This window comes from Thermotalea metallivorans (genome assembly GCF_001562415.1).
Lineage (GTDB): Bacteria > Bacillota > Clostridia > Peptostreptococcales > Thermotaleaceae > Thermotalea > Thermotalea metallivorans.
Genome location: NZ_LOEE01000045.1, coordinates 18,982 through 45,035, shown reverse-complemented (window position 1 = coordinate 45,035; position 26,054 = coordinate 18,982). Strand labels below are relative to the sequence as shown.

Here is a 26,054-nt window from a genome sequence, read left to right as displayed (position 1 = left end):
GGGACTTTGCCTCCGGCTTCCTTCAGATTCCACCTCACGATGGACACCCTTGCCTTTGGCTAATGGTTCCCACTGCCAAGCCCATAGCGGACTTTCACCGCCAAGTTACTGCCCATGCCGGGCGCACGAGAAAGAATGTCAACGTTTAACGTTGACATTCTTTCATTTCATCAAGATAATATAGATTCCTGAAATGGCAAAAACTATCAGGCCATAGTATGTGATATTAAATTTTTCAAATAGCCCAGAACTACAGTTTCGAAAATATTTGCTTATAAAACCCACAGTGAGTAAGCCAGTTATAACAAATAAAAATATAAGTAAAGGATATAAATTATGATATATCTTAAAAAACCCACCAAAACAAATTCCTAAAAATATATGTGCTGCTGTAGATTGAAAACCAACTATAAGTTTATTCTTCATTACGAATATCCCCTTTCATTATGGTGTTAGAATGGTTTGAGACACCAAGCATAATAGTTTTAAATCTTTTTTAGAATGCATTTGTACCTTCTTTTAAATTTTACTTATAGAAACTAATTACAGTTTATATTATGCCATATTTTTAGATTTAGCTATAAATTTTGTAAAGTAATATAATAATAAAATAATAGTTTTACCATAAATTTCATTGAAAATCAAAGATCCCAAAGCCTATATTGCCCGGTATATGGGAGTAAAAGGGTAAAAATTGGACCCATTTCTTCACTAACCAAAAAGAATTTTGGCGTACATTCTTTCCCTTTACCATATATTTTTTTTATTTGCAAGGTTCCTGTACTCTGTGCATATAGTATTTCTCTTCACAAATCATATAATCCTGCATCAACGGCGAAGCAATGCCTGAGGCATATATACGGCATTTTTTTTCGAACTTCCTTTACCTTCTCCAGATAGCATACGAATCTGCTGATTTCTTCTTTCACTTCCTTGTTCCTGTTTTTTCATCACTCTTATTCCCTGCCGGAGATTATGAAAATGTATAATCCTCCTAGAAGTAGATTTAATAGCCTCGGGAAATTAGAAATATATGAATCTTAGGACTTTATATGCCATTACTATTTTCATCATTTTGGTTTAAGGCTTCATGATCCTTCATGGAAGGGATGGAAGTTTCATCACATTTGCCAGCATTTGTATAGTAATTTTCCTTGAAAAAGCAAATACTATTTGATGTGGAAAAGTAGTAAAATTCAAACTGACAGGTAATGCAAAATCACAGGCCAACGCCATTCATGATTCCATTACCCAAATGGACGGCATAAAAGCTGTAAGAATTGATTCCTTTGCAAATACTGTAACGGTAGATTATGATGACAGCAGGATTTCATCATCGGATATTCAATCTAAACTTAGACAGCATAATTATATTTAGAAGGATCGTCGGTACTCGTAAAGAAACAGGTAAAATAGATTACCTGTTTCTTTTTATCTCATGACCTCTCGAATAACCCTTAGGGTATTTTTATAGCAAATTTTTTCAATCTCGTCATGGGTAAACCCACTTTTCTTTAAAGCGTCAATTAATTTGCCAATTTCCCCTATGTGTTCAATTTCTAAACCCGGACTTACTCCATCGAAATCAGTACCGATTGCAATAACTTCAATACCACCTGTGTTTTTCATGTGCCGAATATGCTGGACCATATTTTCTACCTTGCTGATAGGATCTTCCCCTAAGAAAAATTTCTGAAAATTGATCCCCATCACACCGCCCTTATCGGCAAGAATACGGATCATATCGTCCGTTAGGTTCCTCGTATGATGCATCACCGCCCGTGCGTTGGAATGGGATGCCACAAAGGGTTTCGTAGAAAGTCTTGCCACATCATAAAAGCCTTGATCGGACAAATGAGACACATCAATTACCATTCCCAGCCGGTTCATTTCAAAAACAACCTCTTCTCCAAAGGGCGTTAAGCCTTTCCCCCTATAGGTTTCTATGGCATTGGGATAACCAATTTCATTGGGATAATTCCATGTCAATGTAATCAACCGGATACCCAATCTGTATAAATTTCTGAGATGATCTATCTGTCCCTTGAGTACTCCACCCTCCTCAATCGTCAAAAATGCCGAGATCTTTCCTGCACGATCATTGGCCAGCAGCTCATCATAATTCCTGGCTAAGGCCATCACATCTTGATTTTCATCTAATTCTGTATAAAATTTATCCATCATCTGCAAGCAGCTTTCCATCGGATCTGTTTCTTTTCCCAAATCTACATATAAAGCAAAGAATTGAGCCATAGCATTTACCTTTTTTAACTTTTCAATATCTACTTGAAAATCATTTTTCCTTAAGCTCAAATTTTTTTTATCTTCCATCAACCTTAAGATGGTATCGCAATGCAAATCTATGATTCTCATGTATTCGCCCTCCAAAATGCAATCCTTATTCCACTTATCACTATCTTATTCCATAGATCCTTGACCGTTTCCTCCTAAAACCAGAAAATGCAATCCAATTGTTATCAAAAAGGAAAATCTTTCCCTCTCCCTTCTTGTCCGTGCAACCTCTCCTGCATTGTTTTTTAGACGCCTCCTTTGGGAAATTAGGTATAAAAAAAGCAGCACCGCTGCTTTTTTTATACCCTTTCAATTCGAATACCCGTATCATGATCATTCAGATTTTGCTTCTCTAGGGTAGGATCCGATACCCTCTCGATGGAAACAGCCAATGTTTCATGCATAATATAATCCTTATGGATTTCAACGGCATGGGCGATTTCATCATCTCCATCGAAATAAATTCGGATATGATCCATCATTTCATAATCATGATTCTTGCGCATTTGCTGCACCTTGGAAATAAATTCCCTTGCATAGCCTTCGTCAATCAATGCCTGGGTCAATGTAGTATCCAGGATCACAAACAGATTATTGGCCATTTCCACCGTAAAGCCCTCTTTTGCAAAAATGGTAATCTGTACGTAGTCTTTGACAATCTCTGTCATTTCCCCGTCCAGTTCAAGGAAAATACTCTCTCCTGCCTCCAATTTCGGTGCAACTTCTGCCGCATCCAGTTCTGATAATGCCTTTCCTAAAGATTTTATTTTCGATCCAAGGATAGGACCAGCTACCTTAAAGTTCGGCTTCAAGCTGAAATTCATAAATGTATTTAAATCTTTTTCAAAGACAACCTCCTTCACGTTTAGTTCCTCCTGCATCAACGGAATCAAATCAGCAATCAATGCTTCATATTTTCCGTCAATGAGTACTTTTTGAATCGGTTGACGAACTTTAATCTTCTCCTTTGCCCTGGCGGCTCTACCCAGCCCCACCAAATCACGGATCAAATCCATCCTTCTTTCTACATCTGCATCCATCAAAGAAGTATCTGCTACAGGATAATCTGCCAGATGCACAGACAGTTCACCGGTCAGGTTTTGATAAATCTCATCGGAAAGGAAGGGAGCAAAGGGCGCCATCAGTTTGGAAACACCAATCAACACCTCATAGGTTGTATTGTAAACGGCCTTCTTATCCTCCGTTAATTCCGATGCCCAGAAACGGCGGCGGGCACGGCGGATATACCAGTTGGATAAATCTTCATTCACAAAATCCTGGATTTTTCTTACGGTCTTTGTCAAATCAAAAATGGCCATTTCCCCTTCTACTTCTTTCACCAGGCTGTTATATTTGGAGATAATCCACCGGTCCAGTTCCGGACGATCTTTTACTTCTACATGGAAATCCCTCGGATCAATGCCATCGGTATTGGCATAGAGAGTAAAGAAAGTATATACATTTTGCAGAGTACCGAAGAATTTGCTCTGTACTTCCTTTAATCCTTCAACATCAAACCTCGTCGGTGTCCATGCCGGAGATACATACAGCAGGTACCATCGCAGTGCATCAGCCCCGTATTTATCAAACATTTCAAAGGGATCAACGGTATTTCCCCTGGATTTCGACATCTTTCTTCCATCTTTATCCAGTATTAAATCATTGACCAACACGTTTTTATAGGGAGATACCCCCATGACAAAGGTTGAGATGACAATCAAAGAGTAAAACCAACCTCGCGTTTGATCAATGCCTTCACAGATAAAATCTGCCGGGAAGAGTTCACCAAAGTTTTCTTTATTTTCAAAGGGATAATGGTGTTGGGCAAAGGGCATGGCGCCACTATCAAACCAGCAGTCAATTACCTCCGTTACCCTTGTCATGATGCCGTCACATTTTTCACACTTCAGATGAATCTCATCCACATAAGGTCTGTGCAATTCCACAGATTCATCAATTGTTTCCACTGCTTTTTCGATCAATTCCCTTCGGGAGCCCACGGATGTGGTATGGCCGCATTCACATCTCCAGATATTCAGGGGTGTACCCCAGTAACGGCTTCTGGATAAGGCCCAATCATTCAAATTCTCCAGCCAGTTTCCAAAGCGCTTTTCCCCTACATAGTCAGGGTACCAGTTTATGGAATTATTGTTTTCGATAAGTTTCTCCTTCATCTTTGTCACTTCAATATACCAGCTGGGCTTCGCATAGTATAGCAGCGGTGTTGAACAACGCCAACAGTGGGGATAGTTGTGATCTATTTTTTCTTTTTTAAATAACTTTCCTTCTCCATGAAGCCATTTGATGATATCTACGTCGCAATCCATGACGAATCTGCCTTCCCACGGCGTAGCTGTATATTTCCCCTCTTCGTTTACTGGCTGCAGCACAGGAAGACCATATTTTCTTCCTACATTGTAGTCATCCTCTCCAAACGCTGGCGCCATATGCACAATACCCGTTCCATCATCAGTCGTTACAAAATCCGCCACCGTTACGAAAAAAGCTTTTTTGTCAGGCTTTACAAAGGTCATCAGCTGTTCATACTCGATGTACTCTAAATCCTTCCCTTTGCATTCTTCCAATACTTCAAAATCTTCTCCCAATACCCGTTTCGACAATGTCTTGGCAACAATATACACTTTGTCCTTTAATTTTGCCTTGATGTAGGTTTCCTCGGGATGCACAGCTAATGCTACATTCGAGGCCAGGGTCCATGGCGTTGTTGTCCATACAAGGAAATATTCATCGGCATCCTTCCTTTTAAAGGTTACAATAACCGTGTTGGATTTGATTTCTTTATAACCTTGAGATACCTCATGGGATGCAAGACCTGTTCCGCATCTGGGACAGTAGGGCAGAATCTTATGTCCTTCATAAATATAGCCCTCTTTAAAGAACTTGTCCAAAATCCACCATACCGATTCGATATAGTTGTTATCCAAGGTAATATAGGCATTATCCAGGTCAATGGCATAGCCCATCCGCTTGGTCATTTCCCTCCATTGCTTTTCATAGGTAAATACGGATTCCCGGCATTTGTCATTGAATTTGTCGATTCCGTAATTTTCGATTTCCTGCTTGCTAGAGAGTTTCAGCTGCTTTTCCACTTCAATCTCCACCGGCAATCCATGGGTGTCCCACCCTGCTTTTCTCTTTACCTGGTGGCCCGTCATGGTCTTATAACGGCATACAGAGTCCTTTAATGTTCTGGAAATCACATGGTGAATGCCGGGTCTCCCGTTGGCCGTGGGAGGTCCTTCATAGAACACAAAGGACTTTGCCCCTTCACGATTTTCAATACTTTTTTGCAGAATATGATTTTGATCCCAGAGATCGGCAATACTGCTTTCTCTTTCAGAAATCGGTGCCTCTGATAAAGGCTTAAACTTTTTCACGATCATTCTCCTCCCCATACAAAAAGTTTTAAAAATTGAAAGTCCCTAAGCCAAAAATGACTTAGGGACGAATAAACCGCGGTACCACCCTGATTATAAGGCATATTGCATACCTTATCACTCAAAACATGATAACGCATGTCTGCGGGATGCCCTACTGTTGTTTCAGGCATCCGGCTCCGAGGTGATTTTCATAAAAAGAATCCGTCATAATCTCTCACCAACCGATTATTTCTCTGTAAACTTCCTCTTTTTACTACTGTCCTCTTCTTCGCCGTTATTCAGATGTATGTTAAATATTATTGTATACCGATTCCATTTCCATTGTCAAGGCAAATATTTTAAAATGACTGCTATATGAAAATATGCTTTACTCTGCCTATCCGAGAAACCGGTTCTTTCGAAATTCTATCTGTTTTACCATGGTCCCCATGCCCTCATCTTCGAAGCCCCGGGCCTTGTAGATGCTTCCACCCCTTGGATTATCATAAAAAAGACAAATTTATATCATTTTTATCGGAGCAATGATGATCATCTTTATAAGATGCCCTTCATTTGGAAAGCTATGGGCCTCCAAAGCTTCTACTAATCCGTTTGCCGCTTCCCGAAGATCCTCTCCTGTATTTTCTTTCCTGTGGGCGTAGCCGCCAATCCTCCCAAGGCTGTTTCCCTTAAGGAGCAAGGCAAAGACCTGCCGACCTTGTACATGGCATCCACCACTTCATCGAAGGGAATAATGCTTTGAATTCCTGCCAAGGCCATGTCTGCCGATATCAACGCATTGGCTGCGCCGATGGCATTCCGTTTCACACAGGGTGCTTCTACAAGTCCTGCAATGGGATCGCATACCAGCCCCAAAATATTCTTGATGGTCATAGAAGCCCCGTGAAGGGCCTGTTCTGGAGTTCCTCCCAGCATTTCCACAACGGCAGCAGCAGCCATGGCCGCCGCAGCACCTGTCTCTGCTTGGCAACCTCCCTCGGCCCCGGCTACCGTTGCATTTCTTGTAATAAGATATCCTACAGCAGCAGCTGTAAAGAGGGCATGTACCAGTTGGTCATCTTCCATGGCAAAGGCTTCTCCGACACTGACCAGTACACCGGGCAAAATACCGCTGGAACCGGCAGTGGGTGCCGCCACAATTTGTCCCATGGAAGCATTCACTTCCAGCACTGCCATGGCACTGGCTACTGCCTTGTTCATACTTTTTCCTGCCGCTGTTTTTTTATTCTCATAATATTCCCGGAGACGTTTTGCATCACCACCCACCAGGCCGCTTACTGACTTGATATTCTCATATAGCCCCCTGCGGATGGCATTTTTCATAATTTCCAGATTCCCTTGCATGTAATCTAAAATTTCTTTCTCACTTTTTCCCGATATATAAACTTCCCTTTCTATCATCACTTCCCATATTTTTTTCTCCTCTTTCCGGCAACGCTCCAACAAATCTAATCCACTGACAAAATCTTTATTCATCACTTCACCCCGCTTTTCTAGGCATACAATCTGGAAACTTCTTCATCTTGAAAGATATTATAGTCCCTCTATCAAATATACATCCATAATTTCATCCCTCAGTTCTCTTATTTCTTCTAATACTTTCTGAGGAATCGCGTGATCCGTTTCAATAATCATGAAGGCATCCTCACCTTTTCTTTGGCGAAAAACCTTCATGAAAGCAATATTGATCTCAAACTCATCCATGATATGGGTAACATCCGCCACTACACCGGGCTTGTCGAAATGATGGATAATAAGCGTCGGATATTCTCCTGTAAATTCCAGAGCCAAACCGTTAATCTCTGTGACAAGGATATTTCCCCCTCCGATGGAAGAACCCAAAATTTCAGATTTCTTTCCCTCTTCGTTTGTCATGATGATCCTCACCGTATTGGGATGGTCTACATCCTCATCCGATTGGACAAAGGTATATACCAGGCCTTCCTTTTCTGCTATTTCCATAGACTTGCTCAGTTTTTCATCATTAGGATCCATACCCAGTATGCCTGCCACCAAGGCTCTGTCCGTTCCATGACCTCTATAGGTTTTTGCAAAGGAACCGTATAAAATAAATACCACTTCTTTTATATCTTTCCCACTAATTTTTTTAGCCACTTTCCCCAGTCTGGCTGCCCCGGCCGTATGGGAGCTGGAAGGACCTATCATTCTCGGTCCGATAACATCAAAAGCACTATAATTTTTCATAGTATGCCCCCTACCCTATGATCTTCTTTTATCCTTATTATGGAATGTTTCCTGCCCGAATATCCATAAAAAGTTTTGAACTTCAATTTTCCTCATGTCTCAATCCTGATTTCTCCACCTATAAAGCAAATAAGCATCCCTCCCTCATCTGAAAGAGATGCCTATTCTGCCGAATTTATTGATCCTTAACTTTTTCCCATGAGCTTTTCAACGTTACGATTCTATTGAATACAAGGGCATCCTTGGTGGAATGAACAGGATCCACGTTGAAATATCCGTGTCTTAAAAACTGGTATCTTGTCCCCGGCTCTGCATGGGAAACTGACGGCTCAATATAGCATTCCGTTAAGGTTTCCAAAGAGTTTGGATTCAGTTTTGCCTTAAAGTCTGCATTCCCATCCTGGTCATCTTCATCCTTTTCGAGGATCAGATGGTCATATAAACGAACTTGGGCCTTCACTGCATGTTCTACAGAAACCCAATGGAGAGTTCCTTTTACCTTGCGTCCCGCAAAGCCGGTACCGCTTTTTGTCTCAGGGTCATAGGTGCAATGCAATTCTATGATTTCGCCGCTCTTTTCATCTTTAATTACTTCTTCACAGCGAATGAAGTACGCATGCTTCAGCCTTACCTCCTGTCCCGGAGACAAACGAAAGAATTTTTTCGGTGGATTTTCCATAAAATCATCCTGCTCTATATAAATCACCCTTGAGAAAGGAAGCAGTCTTGTGCCCATTTCAGGATTCTCTGCATTATTTTCTGCTTCCAGCATCTCCACCTGCCCTTCAGGATAGTTTGTGATAACTACCTTGAGGGGACGAAGTACCGCCATTACCGTTGGCACCTTCATCTTTAAATCTTCTCGAATACAGTGTTCTAAAAGAGCAATATCTACCATGCTATTGCTTTTCGACACACCGATACGGTCACAAAAATCTCGAATTGCCTCTGGTGTATATCCCCGTCTTCTGAGTCCGGAAATGGTAGGCATGCGGGGATCGTCCCACCCTTCCACGTGGTTTTCTTCCACCAGTTGTCGAAGATATCGCTTACTCATAATGGTATTGGTAAGATTTAATCTGGCAAATTCAATTTGCTTTGGCGGATTTTCAAACTTCAATTCCCTTACCACCCAATCGTACAATGGACGGTGATCTTCAAACTCCAGTGTACAGACGGAGTGGGTAATGCCTTCCAAGGCATCAGAAATGGGATGGGCATAATCATACATGGGATAGATGCACCATGCATCTCCCGTCCTATGATGCTTGGCCTTGACAATCCGGTAGAGTACTGGATCTCTCATGTTCAGGTTTGGAGATGCCATATCGATTTTGGCCCTCAATACCCTGGAACCTTCTTCAAACTCTCCCGCCCTCATTCTTTGAAACAGATCAAGGTTTTCCTCCACGGAACGATTCCGATAGGGGCTTTCCTTTCCCGGCTCGGAAAACGTACCCCGGTATTCCCTGATTTCCTCTGGACTCAAATCGCAAACATAGGCTTTTCCCTCTTTGATCAGCTGAATAGCAAACTGATACATCTCTTCAAAATAATCAGATGCATAATATTCACGATCTTCCCAATCGAATCCAAGCCATTTTACATCACTTTTAATGGATTCCACATATTCTACATCCTCTTTGACAGGGTTGGTATCGTCAAAACGCAGGTTGCATAAGCCATTGTATTGAGCTGCAAGTCCAAAATTCAAGCAGATGGATTTCGCATGTCCTATATGCAGATAACCGTTGGGTTCCGGCGGAAAACGGGTGTGAACCCTATTTCCGTATACATTCGCTTCTAAATCGGCGTTAATAATATTTTGAATGAAATTGGTGGGTTGATGTAAGCCGTGGGTACTTTCCTCTTCGTCCCTACGGGTGTTCACATCAAACCTGTCGTTGTCCTTTGCCATTTCTTCAACTCCTCCTTACCCATCTATATAGAATGATTGCACATTGCATACATGATACGGTGCAGACAAACATTATATATTGTTATATATGGTATCACAAATAATAAAATATTTCAAAAAAAATCTCCAAAAGATTTCTTTATTTCGTACATCAACATTATATAACAATTTCACCAAACTTTAAAATGTATCATCCCAAGTTCTTAAAAGATTTATACCATAAAGAAGAACATTCCTCGATCACAAAGACAAATACTTCGGCCACCGGATCCTTGTCTCCGTAGTCATTCATGATTGACATTTACCATAAATGCATAATAACATAGAGTAGTAATCATCATAGACAAAAGGAGCTGGTTTTGTTGAATCGGATTGGAAAAATTATTCCCGGTCTGTTATTTGTACTGACCATTGCACTCATTGCTGCATGGCTGGGCAATAGGTTTCCCATCATAGGGGGGCCTGTCTTTGGCATCCTGATCGGTATTCTGATGAACAATACCTTTGGTAAACCGGATAACACCCTGGATGGAATTAAATTTGCTTCTAAAAAAGTACTTCAATGGGCAATTATTATTTTAGGGGCAGGTTTAAGTCTTTCTCAGGTTTGGAAAACAGGATTCGAATCCTTGTACGTAATGCTGTTTACTTTGTCTGCTGCCTTCATCGGGGCCTATGGACTGGGTAGACTTCTGGGTGTACCCTTCCGCCTAACATCCCTTATCGGCGTCGGTACGGCCATCTGCGGCGGCTCAGCCATTGCAGCCCTTTCCCCTGTCATCGAAGCTGAAGACATGGAGATCGCCTATTCCATCTCCACCATATTTTTATTCAATGTCCTTGCTGTGCTGATTTTTCCTCCCATGGGACATCTCTTGGGTCTCTCCGATCAGGCCTTCGGTCTGTGGGCGGGCACAGCCATCAACGACACTTCTTCCGTGGTAGCCGCGGGCTATGCTTACAGCAATGGGGCAGGGGATTATGCGACCATTGTAAAACTAACCCGAACTACAATGATTATTCCCATTACCCTTGTCTTTGCCCTTGTCACAGCAGCAAAAAAGAAAAAGGAAGCCCAAAAAGAGCCCGACCTCAATTACAGCCTCAAAGAGATTTTCCCTTGGTTTATTGTCTGGTTCCTCATGGCCTCCTTCTGCAACACCCTGGGTTTATTCAAGGGAGAAATGGTTCACTTTTTGAAAACACTGGGAAAATTCATGATTGTGATGGCCTTATCAGCCATCGGCCTGAGTGCTGATTTCAAAAAAATGCTGAAAACAGGTATAAAGCCCTTAATTTTGGGATTGTTTGTCTGGTTTGTAGTCTCCGTAGTCAGCCTGATCGTACAATTCACCACAGGGCAAATTTAATGCAGCGGGGCAATACCGTATCATTTTCCCTTTTCACGAATATGATATAAGTAAATCCGAAAAGGGGTGATTTTTGTGAATAGCAACGATTTTTACAGAAGGTATTGCCCTTGGCAGCGTTCCCTCTACAGACAACTGCCTTCTCCTCCTTCAGGTTTTCCCTTTGGTCCCGCCGCAGGTGCTTCTCAGCCTTCCGGCCCTCCGCCATCCGTAAAGCCCAAGAAATTATATTCGGCGCTAAAGGTGGATCCGGGCGGTCTGATTCCCTGCAAATATAAATTTACCTATGTATGGCTGAAAAAGGGAAAAGAAGCCAAAGTCACCGATGCATTTTGGACCTTTATTGTGCATGTAGGTCCCACATCGGTGGCCGGATTCCGTTGGACGGGATCCCAATGGGTTTTCTGGGGAACAGATTTAAAAAATATTGATACCTTTACCTGCTATTAATTGCCGGACTCCCAGAACATTTTACGGTATTTGATTCTGTTTTAAGTTATTTCAGAATAATTATCCTGTTTCTGGCAACCATAATTATAATACTGGATATATCAAATGTTATAGCAAAACATCGCAGGATGGACACCCATACACCCAAATCAATATCCTCCCATTTAAGGAGCGCTTTTTATGCTGGATGTCATATCAAAATTTTTAGAACAATATAATCTGCCTTGGCTATTACTGGCTGTTATTTCCTGGGTAATCCTATATTTTTCCTGTTCCTGGAGAACTTTTTTGCATTTACTACCCGTTGGCATCTGGACAATGGTCATGGGTTCCATCCTGGAACACTTCTTTATTTCCCATAAATTTTGGATAGAACGCTTTATTTTGTTAAAACTTGGTGAATTGGATTTATTTGTATCCATAGGACCTTTCTTCTCCTTAGGAGTCTTACTAATAAGATTTTTGCCCCAAGGCAAATGGAGAAAACTTCTGGCAGTGCTCTTCTGGTCAGCTTTTTCTACCTTGATGGAGATCATGGCAATTCTGCTTCGTTTTCTGGCATATCATGGGGAGAAATGGGGTATCTTCCATTCATTCATCATCTATTTCTTCAGCTTGATGAGTACCTTGGGTTTTTATTATACTTTCTATACAAAGACAAAATAACAAAGTCTTCCGTTGGAAGATTTAAAGGAAGATTTTGTTGAAATACATGACGGAAATTATGACTTATCCACAATTTATGAAAGTACATCATTTCCTATGTGTTATAAAAAAGGCATCTCTGGCAATGGCATGGATTGTTATTTCCATGTTGTCTCCATTGTGATACAATAAAAGAAAAGCAAGGAGTTGATATGATGACCGTTTCAGAAGCATTGAAATCATTTTTGGAAGAAACCTGTTCTATCCAAATCAAAGATGATAAGTGTCATAGCAACCCTCACAAGAATTGCAAAATCAGTATCAATGATGGAAAACTGGTGATTAGTCCTAAAATTCTATTGGACAGCCTAGATGACGGGCTTCTCCTATCAAATCTAGAAATTATCGAATGCAAAGGTTCTGAATATCTAAAGCTGAAGGTACTTAATCATCCAGAGTTAAAAAGCTTGACTTTTATGAAAGCGAAGTACTAACTTTTCTTTAGCTTGTAGGCAAACCCTTGAGATTTGGCTTCCTGCTCAGACCTGCGCCGCTTTTCTAAATAAAAAAATAAGGAAAAAAGCGGCTTGCTGATTCGCGACGAAGCCTACATCTCAAGGGTTCTTGATTATTGCATTGCTTTTTCTATCATGTCCCATTCTATATGCTTTAACAATTCTTCCTTGTGATTTAATTCCGGCCGCTCCCATACCAATTCCAACAGCCTGTTTAATATCTCGCCGATTTGTTTGCCCTGGGGAATTCCAAACTTCAGCAAATCACTGCCCTTTATGTCCAAATCCTTCACCGTCAAAGGTTCTTTTGCATCCAGTATCCTCTTCATCTCTTCCTGCACCCTCACCATATGGATGTAATCCCATGAATCTCCTGTTTCTTTTTTATCCGCGATCTGCAGTTTCAACAATCTTTCTAGATTTTCAACCCCAAGGCAATGGATAAACTTTTTGATGGTTTTGGGCTCTATCTTTTCAAACTCGGATACATGTTCCCTAACTAAAATTTTAACTTTTTCCACGGTCCTGTGATCATATTTTAATCTTTTCATAATCGCCTCGGCCATATGCATGCTTTGCAGGTGGTAGTCACCATCATGTCCCACATCCTTTTTCCCCACGGCAAAGGCTCGCTGTTTTCCTATGTCGTGGAACAATGCCGCCAGTCGCAGCACCAAATCTTTTTCCGTATAATCCAGCACAGCTAAAATGTGATGAAACAAATCCTTGTCATGGGGAAGATCATGCTGGAAAAAAACATAGGTTTCCATCAATTCAGGAACAATCCATTGGATTAAACCTGTGGAAACTAAATCCCTGATTCCCTGTGACGGAACATCGGATAAAAGTATCCTGTTAAATTCTTCTCTAATCCTCTCTTTACTGATATGCTGCAGCAGTTGTCCATAACGGCATATTCCTTCCTTCGTCTGGGGATCCATAGAAAAATTCAATTGAGCACAGAATCTGACGGCCCTTAGCATCCGCAAAGCATCTTCATGGAACCGATCCTCTGGATTGCCCACACATTTAATGATTCTTTTTTCAAGATCCTTTTTCCCATCAAAAGGATCCATAAATCCCTTTATAGGATGATAGGCCATGGCATTGACGGTAAAATCCCTGCGACTTAGATCCCATCGAATATCATCGGTGAAAACAACACTGCTGGGCCTTCTATGGTCTTCATAGCTCCCATCGATCCTGTAGGTAGTAATCTCAAAATTCTCACTCTTTGCCACCACAGTAATAGTTCCATGCTTTAATCCTGTGGGTATAGTTTTATAGCCTTCTTTTTGAAACATATCTATTACCTGTTCAGGTGCGGCATTGGTGCATATATCCCAATCCCCAGGGATTTTGCCCAACAACGAATCCCTGACACAGCCCCCTACAATATAGGCTTCAAACCCACAATCATCAAATATAGTTAAAATTTTACCTACCGTTTCCGGAATTTTTATTTTCATCTCCATAATCTCCTTTTATCCCATCAGGTCTGTTTCACATTCATTATAGCATACTCTTATCGTGACAGGGGACGGTTCTCTGTCACGATACTTTTTGTCCAGGTTGTCAGCAATCTGCTTTCAAATTTGGGAAAAGGTCCTTACGGCACTTTTTTATGCCTCAAGGACCTTTCTCTCTCCAACACCTTAAAAAATTGCTTTTTCACTTTCCTGATCAAATACATGAATTTTATCCAAATGAAACTCTAATTTCACCCTATCATTTACGCCTACTTTCCAATCAGAGTATACCCTGCTGATCAGGTTGTTCCCTTCCACATTCAAATATACATAGGTTTCTGCTCCTAACGGTTCCGTTACTTCAACCCTTCCTCTTATGCCCTCCGATCCTTCGTCAGCACACAAGTTTACATGTTCGGGTCTAATTCCCAACACTACCTGTTTCCCTACCTGGCCCTTTTCTTGGAATCGTTTTGCCTTTGCCTTTGGCAATTTTACTTTTCCACCCTTAAAGACGATGTAAATGTCCTCCTTTTCCTGTACTGCGGCAGCGTCAATAAAATTCATGGGAGGAGACCCGATAAATCCCGCAACAAACCTATTGGCAGGATGCTCATAGATGGTCTGAGGATCCGCAGCCTGCTGAATCACACCGTCTTTCATAACGACGATTCTAGTTCCCATGGTAAGGGCTTCCGTCTGATCATGGGTAACATATACAAAGGTAGTTTCCAATCTCTGATGCAATTTGCTGATTTCTGCCCTCATTTGCACCCTGAGTTTCGCATCAAGATTCGAAAGAGGTTCATCCATCAAAAACACCTTTGGATTCCTGACGATGGCACGGCCCAAGGCTACTCTTTGCCGCTGTCCCCCGGACAGTTGTTTCGGTTTTCTATCTAATAAATGTTCAATTCCCAGTATTTTTGCTGCATTGAAAACCCTTTCCTTTATTTCCTCCTTCGATCTCTTTCTGAGTTTCAGACCAAAGGCCATATTGTCATAAACTGTCATATGGGGATAAAGGGCATAGTTTTGAAATACCATGGCAATGTCCCTATCCTTTGGTGCTATGTCATTAACCATTTTTTCCTCGATATACAGCTCTCCCTCGCTGATTTCCTCCAGCCCTGCTATCATGCGGAGCGTAGTAGATTTGCCACATCCGGAAGGCCCCACCAATACGATAAATTCTTTATCTTCTATGTCTAAATTAAAATCTTTTACTGCCTCAAACCCATTGGGATATACCTTTTTTATATTTTTCAATCTCACTCTTGCCATCCTTTAATCAACTCCAATTTTTTCTTTTTTATGCTGATGCATGGATTTCCATGTACAAAATGCTTTCTTTATGTTTTCAAAGGTTAACTCACCGGTATTTTCAACAATGAAGTCTGCTTTTTTCATAGATTCCTTTCTTCCCACACCAACAGCAAACATGCCTGCAGCTTTTATAGCCTCTACGCCTGCCTCCGCATCCTCTATCCCTACACAAGTTTCGGGATCAACACCCAATCCTCTGGCAGCTTCCAAAAATATATCCGGTGCAGGCTTTCCCCTTTTCACCGATGCAGGATCAACCAGATAGTCTATATAATCCCTTACCCCCAAGGCATCAATAATGGCAGGTGCATTTTTGCTGGCCGATGCCAGTCCTATTTTTATGTGATGCTTTCTTAGGGTATTCAGCAATTCTTCTATTCCCGGCAATACATCCCTGGGTCGTATGGATTTTATAAGTTCTTGATAATAGGCATTTTTCTTTTCTGCCAGGGCAATTTTTTCTTCTTTAGAAAAATTGTTCTGTTGATTCCCGTATTCCAGGATTTTTTCCAAAGATTCCATTCTGTCAATCCCTTTTAATTTTTCATTGAATTCTCTGTCAAAAGGTATCCCCAAGCCTTCCCCTAAAGCCTTCCATGCCTGAAAATGATATTCTGCCGTGTCTGTTATGACACCATCTAAATCAAATATGAACCCTTTGATTTCTTTCACTTCCTTCACCCTCCGCGGACTGCATTATTTATCACCCTTTAATTGAATGCCGTGCATAAAATATTTATTGAGCAAAATATACAATAGAACAATAGGCAGAATGGATACAATGGATGCAGCCATAATATAATTCCAGTAAGTGGCATATTGCCCCTTGAAAGAATTTAAACCTTGGGTTATGGTGAATAATTCTTGAGAATTTATGTATAATAAAGGCTTCATAAATTCATTCCACATGCCTAAGAATATGAAAACCGATTGGGTGGCAATGGCCGGTTTTGCCAAGGGAAATACAATTCTAAAAAAAGTTTGGATTCTATTCAAGCCGTCAATGGCAGCAGCCTCTTCCACATCTTTGGCAAAGTTGATGAAAAATTGCCGCATCATAAAGATATAAGTTGCATTGACCATGCTTGGAAAAATCAACGCCCTATAGGTATCTAGGATCCCCAATGCCTTCATAATCAGATAATTGGGAATCATGGTAATTTGGGCAGGCACCATAATCACTGCAAGTATTGTGTTCAATATAATTTTTTTCCCTCGAAATCTCAGCCTTGCCAAAGCATACCCTGCCATGGTATTGAATATCACATTCAATACTGTGACCGTTAAGGAAACAAAAAAAGAGTTCCATACCCATCTCGGAAAATAGGGCGATACATGAAACAGAAATTTATAATTGTCTAGAGTGGGGCTTTCAGGTATGATATTCATCCCTCCCTTCAATATCTCGCTAAGGGGTTTGAAGGATGCCGATAAAGCCCATACAAATGGCATTAGCGTAACAAATCCATACCCTATCAGCATCGTGTACAACAGTATCTCTTTGATATTTCTTTTTCCTTTCATGGTCTACTCCCCTAATATAAAGATTCTTCCCTATTGATTTTTCTTGCGATAATGGTTGCAATCATAATAATAATCGCCAAAACAACGGCCATGGAGGAAGCATAACCTATTGTATTCATGGTTCTAAATGCATATTGGTAAATCAATAATACAACGGTTAATGTGGCATTGCTTGGTCCTCCCGAGCCCCCTGAAAATATATAAGACTGATCAAATAGCTGGAAGGTGCCGATGATCCCCATAATCAAAACAAAGTTCGTAATAGGCTTTAAATTGGGTACGGTAATATACAAAAATTTCTGTATGGCACTGGCTCCATCTATTTCGGCAGCTTCATATTGAGCCCTTGGTATGTCCTGCAGGGCAGCCAAATAGATGGTCATAAAGTACGGAACCGTAGACCAAATATTCATAACCATAATGGCATTCAATGCAACCCTAGGATCCCCCAGCCAGTTTTTCGGGGCGAAACCAAGCCATCCGATGAATTGATTCATGAATCCTTCCAAACTGAACATCCACATAAATATCAGGGTAAGGGCTGCCGAGGATGTTAACGTAGGCAGAAAGTATATGATTCTGAACCCGTTTTGAAATTTAATGCCAGAGTTTAGTATGGAGGCCAAGATCAAAGCAATCATCGTTTGGGTCGGTACCACAATAATGACGTATTTCAATGTATTCCAGAGAGCTATTTTTGCCCTTTCATCTGTCACAATGGTCAAATAATTTTTCAAACCCGTAAAATCATACTGCACGCCGCCCAAAAGCTTTACTTTAAAAAAAGATAAAAATATGGAATAACCGATGGGCAATAGTACAAAGGTAAATATGACCACAATGGCCGGCAAAATGAACAGATAACCATTGATTTCTTCTTTTTGCTTTAATGAGAACATTTTTTCACTTCCTTGTTGATTTCCTTCCACCTGATTTTAGAAAAGAAGGCTGGAGGCCTTCTTTTCTTTTTGCATTTTTTGTCCCTATTTCTGTGCGGCTATTTCTTTATTGGCTACTTCCTGGGCCTTTTCCATGGCTTCTTTCAGTGATTTTTTTCCTAAGAAAGCAGATAAAAACTCATTGTTAAAGTTTGTCATGACCGTTGGCAAATGAATGCCTTTCTGCCATGGCGTTGCATATTGGGCCCCTGCCACATGGGCGGATTTGACAGGATCCTTTTCTAGATTTTGGGACTGGGCCACGGATTTCCTTGAGGGCAATACACCGGAACCCTTTGTCCAAGTATCCATTCCCTTGGGACCTGTCATGTATTGGATGAAGGTCCATGCATTCTCCTTATTGTCCGTATCGGCATTGATCACATAGGCCACGGTATATGCCATGGTACCTTTTTTGCCATTATATGTAGGTACTTCCTTGACACCATATTTCACTTCAGGAAATTGTTCCTTTAGAAAACTGATCACCCAATTCCCTTCTATCATCATGGCCGTTTTCTGTACGCCAAAGGCTTCGCCGTTCCAACCGGTGCCCAAGCCCTGAGGATTATCAGCATATCCCTTTGCCCTGGCATCGACCATCAATTGCAAATTTTTTATGATTTCCGGATCGGCTATATTGGCCTTATCATCCTTTATGATATCGACTCCTGTGGATTCTGCCAGATACATCATCCTTGCAAGGTCTGTCATCACTGTTAAGGCCTTTCTTCCTTCCTGCAACTTGGGCTGCAGGGCTTCAGCAAACCGGTGCAGCTCTTCCAGAGAATCGGGTATATCCTCCGGGGTGTACCCGGCTTCTTTCAGAAGATTTTCATTGTAATAAAGGGCTAAAGTAGAATAATCTTTCGGTATCCCGTAAAGTTTTCCATCTGAACCGCGGAAAGCATTCACCAAGGATGGATAGAAGTCATCTATTTTGAAATCATCGGTAATCCATTCATCCAAAGCCATGACAGCTCCGGATTCGATCACTTCGGCAGCAGCATAGGAGTCCAAATAGAATACATCGGGCCCTTCTCCGCCAATCAGTCTTGTTTTAATAATATCCAAGTAGGAATCGGAAATTACTTCTTTTACCACCTTGATGCCCGTCTCCCCTTCAAAGTCAGCTATGGTTTTGTCCAATGCCTGGACTTCTGCGGGAGATGACCCCCAAACAGCTAGCCTTACTTCCCTTCCCGATACTTTAGTGTCCGTTGTTCTTGTATCACAGCCGGCCAGAAAAGCACCAATTAAAAGAATTCCCGCCAACAGTAAACTCAATTTTTTCATTTTTTATTAATCCCCCTTTTGAAATTTAAATTTATAAATTAACCATAAGCCTTTCCTTGAAAGTATATTTTCTACCCCTCACTTCCAGGGTAATTGCCTGGGCATTGTCATGATTGCTCATTCTGGTGATATAGAGTCTTTGTTTTTCTTTATCTTTGGTCACGACAATGTGCAATCTGTTCCCCCTCCACTCAATGGGAAACTCCAATCGGCTCCATTCTTTGGGAAGCTTCGGATCAATCCTAAGTTCCCCGTTAAGCATCCGTACCCCGCCAAAACCGCATACAACCCCTTGCCAGATTCCCCCTAAGGCTGCAGCATGGATGCCATGGTCCGATGACTTCATATTAGGCCCTAGGTCAATTCTCGCCGCCCTTTCAAACAGGCTGTAGGCCAGCTCCAAATCATCCAAGTCACATGCCAATATGCTGTGAATGGAAAGACTTAGAGAGGAATCATGCAAAGTCTTTGGTTCATAATAATTCCAGTTGGCTCTTTTAATGTCTTTTGTGAATAAATTTTCCAGCAAATAAAATAATATCAACGTATCTGCCTGCTTCGACACCTGAATATTGTTTACCTGCTCCAAATTATAATCTCTAAAAATAGAGCCTACATGTTTTTGATTTTTATATTCCGTCAAATCAATGATTTCTTTCTGTAAGTATGTATCGTCTTGAGGAATAACCAGGTCCTCTTGTCTCGGCTGAGGCAAATAAATCTTATCTACCTTGGAAATCCAATGGCGGTAGGCTTCATCCAAACCCAATAGGACATTCAATCTTCCATACACTTCCGGCTTCTTTTCTTTTACGACATGATAATAATCTATGGCCTTGCTTATGGTCCAGTGGGCCATATAGTTTGTAAATGCATTGTTATTTACATGTTCCTTATATTCATCGGGACCGATCACATCATTGATATGGTATTCCTTTTTTTCTTCGCTCCATTCCAAGCAGCTAGCCCAAAATTTTGCAATTTCAAACAGCATCTCATACCCATACTTTTCCATAAAATCTTCGTCGCCTGTGATCATGTAATATTGCCATAGGGCAAAGGCTATATCCGACGATATGTGCTTTTCTATAAAGCCTGACCATATTTTCGTTGCTTTGCCGGTTACGATATCTACTGCTCCCCATACGGGCGTAACTTCTCCATCATCCTTCCATGCCGATTCCCATGGATACATGGCCCCTTCATAGCCATTTTCCTTTGCCTTCTTTCTGGCTCCATCGATAGTATGATATCTATACTCTAAAAGCTTCCTGGCGATCTGGGGATCTGTGTAGGTAAAAAAAGGCAGTATATATATCTCCGTATCCCAAAAGGAATGCCCTTTATATCCTTCGCCGCTTAATCCCTTGGCTCCTATACCCATTCGATGATCGTGGGCGGGTGTCATGATCACCAAATGGTAATGGGCAAATCGAATGGCTAACTGATCAAAATCCTGGAGACTATCTATGCAGATAGAATATTTTTCCCACACTTCTTCCCACTTTTTTATGCTCTCCTGCAGTAGTCCTTCATATCCCTTTTTGCATTCTGATTTCAGATTGAAAAGCGCATCCTTTCTCAAAACCTCTAAGCTGTAATCTCCATGATCATACTCCTTATCCCTGCTCGTATAGACATTAGATATTTTTTCTACCACCAGTTTTTGTCCCCTGTTTAATTTTATATCCTGAATGAGAACCACTTTCCTTCTGTCGATCACCATCTTAGGCTCTCCATCCACTTCTTTGCCATCCACCCTATATTGATGGACAGTATTCACGACAAAATCAATCTTGGATTGGGTAGTCGTCTGAATCAGCTGCAAATACTTTTTTTCAAAAATTCTCTTTTCCCCTTCATGAAAGTGTTGAACCCCCGTATTAGTAAGCTGCCCATTGATACCTGATTCAATAGAAACTTCCATATCTTGATTCATGGCCGTTATTTCTGCCCTCATGCCGATGCAGTGCAAATTGTTTAGGGATACAAAACGTCTAAAAACAAATTCCAACTCCTCTCCCCTGGGACTCACCCACCGTATATGGCGGGTAAGCTCTCCTGTCTTTAAGTTCAGCATCCTTTTGTATTTCCTTATTTTTCCATTTTCCAAGGAAAATCTTTTTCCATTGATTCGAATATCCATCCTGGTAATGTCTGCTCCATTGGGCAGTTCCGTCACCTCATATTCGTCAAACCTGTTAAAAGTACCTGCCACAAATAGATTTCTCACTTCGCCCACATAAGATTCTTCCGTGGCTGATCGTAACCCCAGGTAGCCATTTCCCAATGCCATCATTGCTTCACACTTTCCTAAATAATCCGGGTTAAACCCAGTCTCTGCTATGATCCAATTTTTTAATTCATTCTCTCCCGATGCATAATCCATCAACAAAATCCCCCCGCATCAATTTCCTTTATCTACAAAATATACAAGTTAACTTGTCATTAATTTGAGTATAATTTTTCAAGAAAACACTGGCAATATTTTCGCTAAATTTTCGTAAAGTTCATAATTATTGCTTTATGATTGCCGATGGATCACTTTGGTTGAATCTCTAATTAGGAGTTCATAATCCATAATCTTATGCCTTTCTATTTTTTCGCCTTTAATGATAGATTTTAAAAGTTTTGCAGCTTCATAGCCGATTTTATACATATCTTGCTTTACAGTAGTCAGTTTAGGGGAAATAAATGAAGCCAGGGGGATATTATCAAAGCCCACCACTGATAGATCATTCGGGATAGAAATTCCCAATTTTTCAGCTGCTTCATAGACGCCTAGCGCCATGAGATCACTGGCACAAAAAATGGCCGTGATTTCAGGGTATAGCTGCAAAAGCTTGTAGGCCTTGTTGTAGGCCTTACCCCTTGAAAAGTCTCCCGAAACAATCCACTTTTCATTGATTGCAATATTTTTTTCCTCCAGGGCCTTTCTGAAACCTTCCTCCCTTAACTGTGAAACAAAGGCATTGGGTCGCCCATTGATCATAGCTATATTTCTATGTCCGATACCAATCAAATAATTGGTGGCTTCCTGGGCAGCCTTCACGTTGTCAATAGAAATAAACCCTACATTTTGATTATCTGTGCAAATATCAATAAGAACACAGGGCAAATTGCTGTTGACCAGCTCTGTAAAATAGGGATCATCCGTTGAAATCCCCTGCACCACCGCCCCTTCTATATTTCTCTCCTTGCAAAATCTGTAATAGGAAATTTCTTTCTGTTTGGATACATTGGTTGTATAAATCTGAACATCATAATTCATATTGGTGGCATACTCATAAGCCCCAGCCATAATGTTGTATATAATGCCATCGGCTGCTCCATCTTTTTTTAGTCCAGAAAATATAAAGGCAATTGAACTTTTTTCTCTTCTGGATAAATTTTTTGACCGCAAATTCGGTATATAATGGATCTCCTCAGCAATTCGAATGATTTTATTTTTCGCTTCCGGGCTGATATCTTCATAGCCGTTCAATGCTTTTGAAACCGTAGAAATAGAGTATCCGCTCTTCTTCGCTATATCTTTTATCGTAGCCAATTTTCTTCCTCCCCCATGGGCTATTCATTTCCTAAAATTTCTGAAATTTTAGTATGATTATAATATTTTTTTCATTGCTTTTCAACACAGCTTTTGTCCCGTATTTTGAATTGATTGAAAATATTGATGAAATTGCTATAGTATTCACGTGGTTGCCTATGGACCAAAACAGCGAGACAGGGGACGGTTCTCTGTCACAAAATATGTGACAGAGAACCGTCCCCTGTCTCGCTGTCCCCTGTCTCACTGCGTCATTCCTTTTTGGTTCCACATATGGGGCAACGCTGAAGGGAAAGGGGTTTTTCCAATCCCCATTGTTCCAACAACTGTGCATCGGAAAGTATTTGAAAGGACAATCCATCACAAACAATCCTGCCCTCTTTCAATACAATAGTTCTTTCGCAGAGCTCCAACACCATATCTAAGTCATGGGTAGCAATGATTTTTGTATAGGGAAAACCTTTCAAAAGATGAATCAATTTTCGCCTAGCCTTAGGGTCAAGGGCGGCTGTAGGCTCATCCATCGCTAGAATATCCGGCTCCATGGATAAAATCGCCGCAATCGCAGCCCCTCTTTTTTCACCCCCTGAAAGTTTATAGGGTGCCCTGTCTTTTATATGCATCACACCTACCGCTTCCATGGCCTTCATTACCCTATTTTTTACCTCTTCCTCACCTACTCCATAATTCCTGGGTCCAAAAGCAATATCATCATATACGGTGCCCATAAAAAGCTGATCATCCGGGTCCTGAAAGGTAAAACCTATTTTCTGACGGATAACAGACAGCGTTTTCTTTGCAACAGGTACTCCCCCTACATGCACTTCTCCCCTTATAGGCAAAAGAAGCCCCGTCATCAACATTAAAAGGGAGGTTTTGCCGGCCCCATTGGCCCCAACAATTCCCACCGATTCTCCATGACGGACATGAAATGTAATTCCATTGATAGCTTTTTTCCCATCAGGATATGTAAAATATACATCTGCAAAATCAATTATCGGATGGCTCATTTCATCACTCCTAGAATTGCTGCTCCTATTTGTGCAGAAAAGTTAAGATATCTAACCAAAACGAAAAATGTTACCCAACCAATACAATATGCAAAATCTACTGTATTCATCCCTTTTACATCCCCAGGATTGTATTCTCCATGAAATCCTCTCAATGCCATGGCTTGATAAACTCTTCGGGCTCTCCCGTAAGCACCCATAAGCATCCGGCCTACGCAAGGTACCCATGTTTTGAAAGCTATGGCCTTCCGCCCCGGTGTCCGCAGCATATAGGCCTCCCATATGCGCACGGCTTCCTCTGCCAAAACCGAAATATAGCGATAGGTAAGCAAAAGCTGAAGGACAAACACCCGTGGAATCCTAAGCATGCGGAGAGCTGATGCAATCCCGGTCATGCCTGTAGTTGCTATCAGGATAAGGGCTGCCAATATGTTAAAAATCCCTTTTATCATGATTGACAAAAAAGATATCCATCCTTCAGAAATCTGAATTCCTGACAATATAATCGCAGGCTCATGATGAAACAAAGGGTTCAGGATCCCTATGCCTATAAGAAAAGGTGTAGCCGCAAGTGCCATCTTTACAATTGGCACCGGCGGAATCTCTGCCAGCACTATGATAACCACAGGATAGAAGACAAGGGGAAGCAAACTGCTTACTGCATATTTATCATAGGATACAGTTGTTATCAGGTATGCCAGTGTCGTCATTACCTTCATGAGGGGATGGATACTGTGGATCACTGTCCTTTTTTCCGCAAGCTCATCAAGCATTCTGATGTTGTATAGTGATTTTATTATGTTTGCCATAATCATCATCAAATCCTATTCATACAATTATTGTAAAGGAGCAGCGTTGCCGCCCCGTTTTTTTAAGTCGTAGGTGCTTTCTTCCACTTTTTCAGCCAGTATATGCCCATACCTGTAATACCTGCAAAAACCAATGTCATTCCCCCTCCAATCAATCCAGCTACAGTTGTTTCCACTTCCACTGCAGGCCATCCTTCTTCTCCTTCTGCACCCTCGACCTTTGTTTTTGGTTCCTGGCTTTTAAAGCCATAATCAGGCAAAAGCACAATCTTTTCTTGGATAGCTGCCAGGGTCTGATGGATGCCCTCTGAAGCCTCCAGTTCCTCCTTCCCGGAAGTACGCAACATAGCCCATTCTAATCCGTCAGGATATGCCGACGCAAACCAAGAAAAGATACCGCCGGTTATCACTGCTGCAATGGCAAATCCAACAAGGATTCTCTTGATGGAAGTACCACCAAAGGCTTCCCTTGATGTCGTTTTTTCAATGATTTGAGGCTGGGTTTTCCAAACAAAACCAACAATAGCCGCCGTGGCAATACCTTCCACAATCCCGATAGCAAGATGAATAGGCTGCATGAGCATCAAAAATGTACCAAAGGGAAGTTCCGTTTTTCCAGAAAGAAACGTTTCAAGAACTACGCTGAAGGCACCCAACTGCAGGCCTATGACGGCAGATAAGATTGCCCCAACCCATATGCGGCCGGTGGAATATTCCTTCCCCACAATCCGTTTATAAATCAGAGGATAAGCAACAAAACATGTATAAAAACCCAAATTGAAAATATTACATCCAAGGGCAAGCAATCCGCCATCCCCAAAAAATAGCGCCTGAATTGCCAAAATAGACGTCATGGTGAGAAAACCTGCATAGGGCCCTAAGAGTATGGCAAGGAGCATACCCCCTCCCAAATGCCCACTGGATCCTGTGGCAGGAATTGTAAAGTTGATCATTTGAGCAGCAAATACAAATGCACCCATGACCCCCATGAATGGTACTTTTTCCTCATCCAAATCATTTTGGGCTCTTTTTATAGAATAAGCTGCAACTCCTGCTGCCGCCGCCCACATGGTCCCCCCTACAGCTGGTGAAATCAAAGCATCCGCCATATGCATAGATATCTCCTCCTTCAAACAATTGATGTGAAATCCCTTGAAGCAATAGAAAAGCCACAGGGACGAATGCACTGCTTCTGCAGTGTGTTCAACCTTCGTGGCTGTCTTGATTTTGCTATATAATAAATCCATAGGTAGAAAAAATGATTGGAGCCTTCATGACTCCTTTCTCATAAATATTATATATTGATAGGATAGCAACTGTCTATGCCTAAAAAATAGTT

23 protein-coding genes and 1 other annotated feature are annotated in these 26,054 nt (G+C 41.3%); of the genes, 5 read left to right on the top strand and 18 right to left on the bottom strand.

Annotated features, from left to right (window positions below):
• Nucleotides 1-162: 162 nt before the first annotated feature.
• Nucleotides 163-426: a hypothetical protein gene (locus tag AN619_RS10275; RefSeq protein ID WP_068556670.1), complete on the bottom strand. Its 264-nt coding sequence runs from the start codon at nt 424-426 to the stop codon at nt 163-165.
• Nucleotides 427-828: 402 nt separating this feature from the next.
• Nucleotides 829-951: a hypothetical protein gene (locus tag AN619_RS16495; RefSeq protein WP_278279893.1), complete on the bottom strand. Its 123-nt coding sequence runs from the start codon at nt 949-951 to the stop codon at nt 829-831.
• Nucleotides 952-1,201: 250 nt separating this feature from the next.
• Here AN619_RS16495 and AN619_RS16715 point away from each other — a divergent pair, with 250 nt between their 5' ends.
• Entirely contained in the window at nt 1,202-1,378 is a 177-nt protein-coding gene (locus tag AN619_RS16715; RefSeq protein ID WP_083525085.1) for a heavy-metal-associated domain-containing protein, read from the top strand.
• A 53-nt stretch (nt 1,379-1,431) separates the two neighbouring features.
• Here the strand turns inward: AN619_RS16715 and AN619_RS10270 are convergent, their stop codons facing one another.
• The 5 genes from AN619_RS10270 to AN619_RS10250 form a co-directional block, all read right to left on the bottom strand.
• Complete coding sequence (locus AN619_RS10270) at nt 1,432-2,373, bottom strand: dipeptidase (protein ID WP_068556668.1); 942 nt, start codon at nt 2,371-2,373, stop codon at nt 1,432-1,434.
• A 218-nt stretch (nt 2,374-2,591) separates the two neighbouring features.
• Complete coding sequence (gene ileS, locus AN619_RS10265; RefSeq protein WP_068556677.1) at nt 2,592-5,690, bottom strand: isoleucine--tRNA ligase; 3,099 nt, start codon at nt 5,688-5,690, stop codon at nt 2,592-2,594.
• 60 nt (nt 5,691-5,750) lie between these two features.
• Nucleotides 5,751-5,971, bottom strand: a binding site (T-box leader).
• Nucleotides 5,972-6,275: 304 nt separating this feature from the next.
• A complete protein-coding gene (gene sdaAA, locus AN619_RS10260; protein ID WP_068556666.1) occupies nt 6,276-7,169 on the bottom strand; it encodes an L-serine ammonia-lyase, iron-sulfur-dependent, subunit alpha in 894 nt (297 codons plus the stop codon).
• 57 nt (nt 7,170-7,226) lie between these two features.
• Nucleotides 7,227-7,898 (bottom strand): L-serine ammonia-lyase, iron-sulfur-dependent subunit beta, encoded by a 672-nt coding sequence (gene sdaAB, locus AN619_RS10255; protein ID WP_068556664.1) that lies wholly within the window; start codon nt 7,896-7,898, stop codon nt 7,227-7,229.
• 175 nt (nt 7,899-8,073) lie between these two features.
• A complete protein-coding gene (locus AN619_RS10250; protein WP_083525084.1) occupies nt 8,074-9,816 on the bottom strand; it encodes a glutamine--tRNA ligase/YqeY domain fusion protein in 1,743 nt (580 codons plus the stop codon).
• A 362-nt stretch (nt 9,817-10,178) separates the two neighbouring features.
• Here AN619_RS10250 and AN619_RS10245 point away from each other — a divergent pair, with 362 nt between their 5' ends.
• From AN619_RS10245 to AN619_RS10230, 4 genes are all read left to right on the top strand, one after another.
• Nucleotides 10,179-11,186 (top strand): YeiH family protein, encoded by a 1,008-nt coding sequence (locus AN619_RS10245; protein ID WP_068556662.1) that lies wholly within the window; start codon nt 10,179-10,181, stop codon nt 11,184-11,186.
• Nucleotides 11,187-11,261: 75 nt separating this feature from the next.
• Nucleotides 11,262-11,636, top strand: coding sequence for a hypothetical protein (locus AN619_RS10240; protein ID WP_068556660.1), 375 nt, complete (start codon nt 11,262-11,264; stop codon nt 11,634-11,636).
• A gap of 180 nt (nt 11,637-11,816) precedes the next feature.
• Complete coding sequence (locus tag AN619_RS10235) at nt 11,817-12,302, top strand: hypothetical protein (protein WP_068556658.1); 486 nt, start codon at nt 11,817-11,819, stop codon at nt 12,300-12,302.
• 194 nt (nt 12,303-12,496) lie between these two features.
• Nucleotides 12,497-12,775 (top strand): hypothetical protein, encoded by a 279-nt coding sequence (locus tag AN619_RS10230; protein WP_068556656.1) that lies wholly within the window; start codon nt 12,497-12,499, stop codon nt 12,773-12,775.
• Nucleotides 12,776-12,909: 134 nt separating this feature from the next.
• Here AN619_RS10230 and AN619_RS10225 read toward each other — a convergent pair whose 3' ends face one another.
• The 11 genes from AN619_RS10225 to AN619_RS10175 all read right to left on the bottom strand — a co-directional run bounded on the left by AN619_RS10225 (nt 12,910) and on the right by AN619_RS10175 (nt 25,830).
• On the bottom strand, nt 12,910-14,265 hold the full coding sequence (locus tag AN619_RS10225; protein ID WP_242867381.1) for a CCA tRNA nucleotidyltransferase: 1,356 nt from the start codon (nt 14,263-14,265) through the stop codon (nt 12,910-12,912).
• 186 nt (nt 14,266-14,451) lie between these two features.
• Nucleotides 14,452-15,549: an ABC transporter ATP-binding protein gene (locus AN619_RS10220; protein WP_068556652.1), complete on the bottom strand. Its 1,098-nt coding sequence runs from the start codon at nt 15,547-15,549 to the stop codon at nt 14,452-14,454.
• Nucleotides 15,550-15,552: 3 nt separating this feature from the next.
• Nucleotides 15,553-16,263, bottom strand: a complete 711-nt coding sequence (gene pgmB, locus AN619_RS10215) for a beta-phosphoglucomutase (protein WP_068556650.1) — start codon at nt 16,261-16,263, stop codon at nt 15,553-15,555.
• A gap of 24 nt (nt 16,264-16,287) precedes the next feature.
• Nucleotides 16,288-17,115 (bottom strand): carbohydrate ABC transporter permease, encoded by an 828-nt coding sequence (locus AN619_RS10210; protein WP_068556648.1) that lies wholly within the window; start codon nt 17,113-17,115, stop codon nt 16,288-16,290.
• 11 nt (nt 17,116-17,126) lie between these two features.
• Nucleotides 17,127-18,014: a carbohydrate ABC transporter permease gene (locus AN619_RS10205; RefSeq protein WP_068556646.1), complete on the bottom strand. Its 888-nt coding sequence runs from the start codon at nt 18,012-18,014 to the stop codon at nt 17,127-17,129.
• Nucleotides 18,015-18,098: 84 nt separating this feature from the next.
• Nucleotides 18,099-19,349: an ABC transporter substrate-binding protein gene (locus AN619_RS10200; RefSeq protein ID WP_068556644.1), complete on the bottom strand. Its 1,251-nt coding sequence runs from the start codon at nt 19,347-19,349 to the stop codon at nt 18,099-18,101.
• 31 nt (nt 19,350-19,380) lie between these two features.
• Nucleotides 19,381-21,738 (bottom strand): glycoside hydrolase family 65 protein, encoded by a 2,358-nt coding sequence (locus tag AN619_RS10195; protein ID WP_157064985.1) that lies wholly within the window; start codon nt 21,736-21,738, stop codon nt 19,381-19,383.
• Between the two features lie 135 nt (nt 21,739-21,873).
• The gene (locus AN619_RS10190; RefSeq protein WP_068556639.1) at nt 21,874-22,896 is read right to left on the bottom strand and encodes a LacI family DNA-binding transcriptional regulator; all 1,023 of its coding nucleotides are present in this window, start codon (nt 22,894-22,896) and stop codon (nt 21,874-21,876) included.
• Between the two features lie 251 nt (nt 22,897-23,147).
• The gene (locus AN619_RS10185; protein ID WP_068556637.1) at nt 23,148-23,906 is read right to left on the bottom strand and encodes an energy-coupling factor ABC transporter ATP-binding protein; all 759 of its coding nucleotides are present in this window, start codon (nt 23,904-23,906) and stop codon (nt 23,148-23,150) included.
• Nucleotides 23,903-24,715 (bottom strand): energy-coupling factor transporter transmembrane component T family protein, encoded by an 813-nt coding sequence (locus tag AN619_RS10180; RefSeq protein WP_068556674.1) that lies wholly within the window; start codon nt 24,713-24,715, stop codon nt 23,903-23,905. The genes AN619_RS10185 and AN619_RS10180 overlap by 4 nt, the downstream gene beginning before the upstream one ends.
• A 62-nt stretch (nt 24,716-24,777) precedes the next feature.
• Nucleotides 24,778-25,830 (bottom strand): energy-coupling factor ABC transporter permease, encoded by a 1,053-nt coding sequence (locus tag AN619_RS10175; RefSeq protein WP_068556636.1) that lies wholly within the window; start codon nt 25,828-25,830, stop codon nt 24,778-24,780.
• Nucleotides 25,831-26,054: the final 224 nt, after the last annotated feature.

Bases quoted from the DNA above. Each gene is read 5' to 3' on its own strand.
- AN619_RS10275 (WP_068556670.1), bottom strand. From the start codon at position 426: ATGAAGAATAAACTTATAGTTGGTTTTCAATCTACAGCAGCACATATA.
- AN619_RS16495 (WP_278279893.1), bottom strand. From the start codon at position 951: ATGAAAAAACAGGAACAAGGAAGTGAAAGAAGAAATCAGCAGATTCGT.
- AN619_RS10270 (WP_068556668.1), bottom strand. From the start codon at position 2,373: ATGAGAATCATAGATTTGCATTGCGATACCATCTTAAGGTTGATGGAA.
- sdaAA (WP_068556666.1), bottom strand. From the start codon at position 7,169: ATGAATAAAGATTTTGTCAGTGGATTAGATTTGTTGGAGCGTTGCCGG.
- sdaAB (WP_068556664.1), bottom strand. From the start codon at position 7,898: ATGAAAAATTATAGTGCTTTTGATGTTATCGGACCGAGAATGATAGGT.
- AN619_RS10250 (WP_083525084.1), bottom strand. From the start codon at position 9,816: ATGGCAAAGGACAACGACAGGTTTGATGTGAACACCCGTAGGGACGAA.
- AN619_RS10235 (WP_068556658.1), top strand. From the start codon at position 11,817: ATGCTGGATGTCATATCAAAATTTTTAGAACAATATAATCTGCCTTGG.
- AN619_RS10230 (WP_068556656.1), top strand. From the start codon at position 12,497: ATGACCGTTTCAGAAGCATTGAAATCATTTTTGGAAGAAACCTGTTCT.
- AN619_RS10225 (WP_242867381.1), bottom strand. From the start codon at position 14,265: ATGAAAATAAAAATTCCGGAAACGGTAGGTAAAATTTTAACTATATTT.
- AN619_RS10220 (WP_068556652.1), bottom strand. From the start codon at position 15,549: ATGGCAAGAGTGAGATTGAAAAATATAAAAAAGGTATATCCCAATGGG.
- AN619_RS10210 (WP_068556648.1), bottom strand. From the start codon at position 17,115: ATGAAAGGAAAAAGAAATATCAAAGAGATACTGTTGTACACGATGCTG.
- AN619_RS10205 (WP_068556646.1), bottom strand. From the start codon at position 18,014: ATGTTCTCATTAAAGCAAAAAGAAGAAATCAATGGTTATCTGTTCATT.
- AN619_RS10200 (WP_068556644.1), bottom strand. From the start codon at position 19,349: ATGAAAAAATTGAGTTTACTGTTGGCGGGAATTCTTTTAATTGGTGCT.
- AN619_RS10195 (WP_157064985.1), bottom strand. From the start codon at position 21,738: ATGGATTATGCATCGGGAGAGAATGAATTAAAAAATTGGATCATAGCA.
- AN619_RS10185 (WP_068556637.1), bottom strand. From the start codon at position 23,906: ATGAGCCATCCGATAATTGATTTTGCAGATGTATATTTTACATATCCT.
- AN619_RS10180 (WP_068556674.1), bottom strand. From the start codon at position 24,715: ATGGCAAACATAATAAAATCACTATACAACATCAGAATGCTTGATGAG.
- AN619_RS10175 (WP_068556636.1), bottom strand. From the start codon at position 25,830: ATGCATATGGCGGATGCTTTGATTTCACCAGCTGTAGGGGGGACCATG.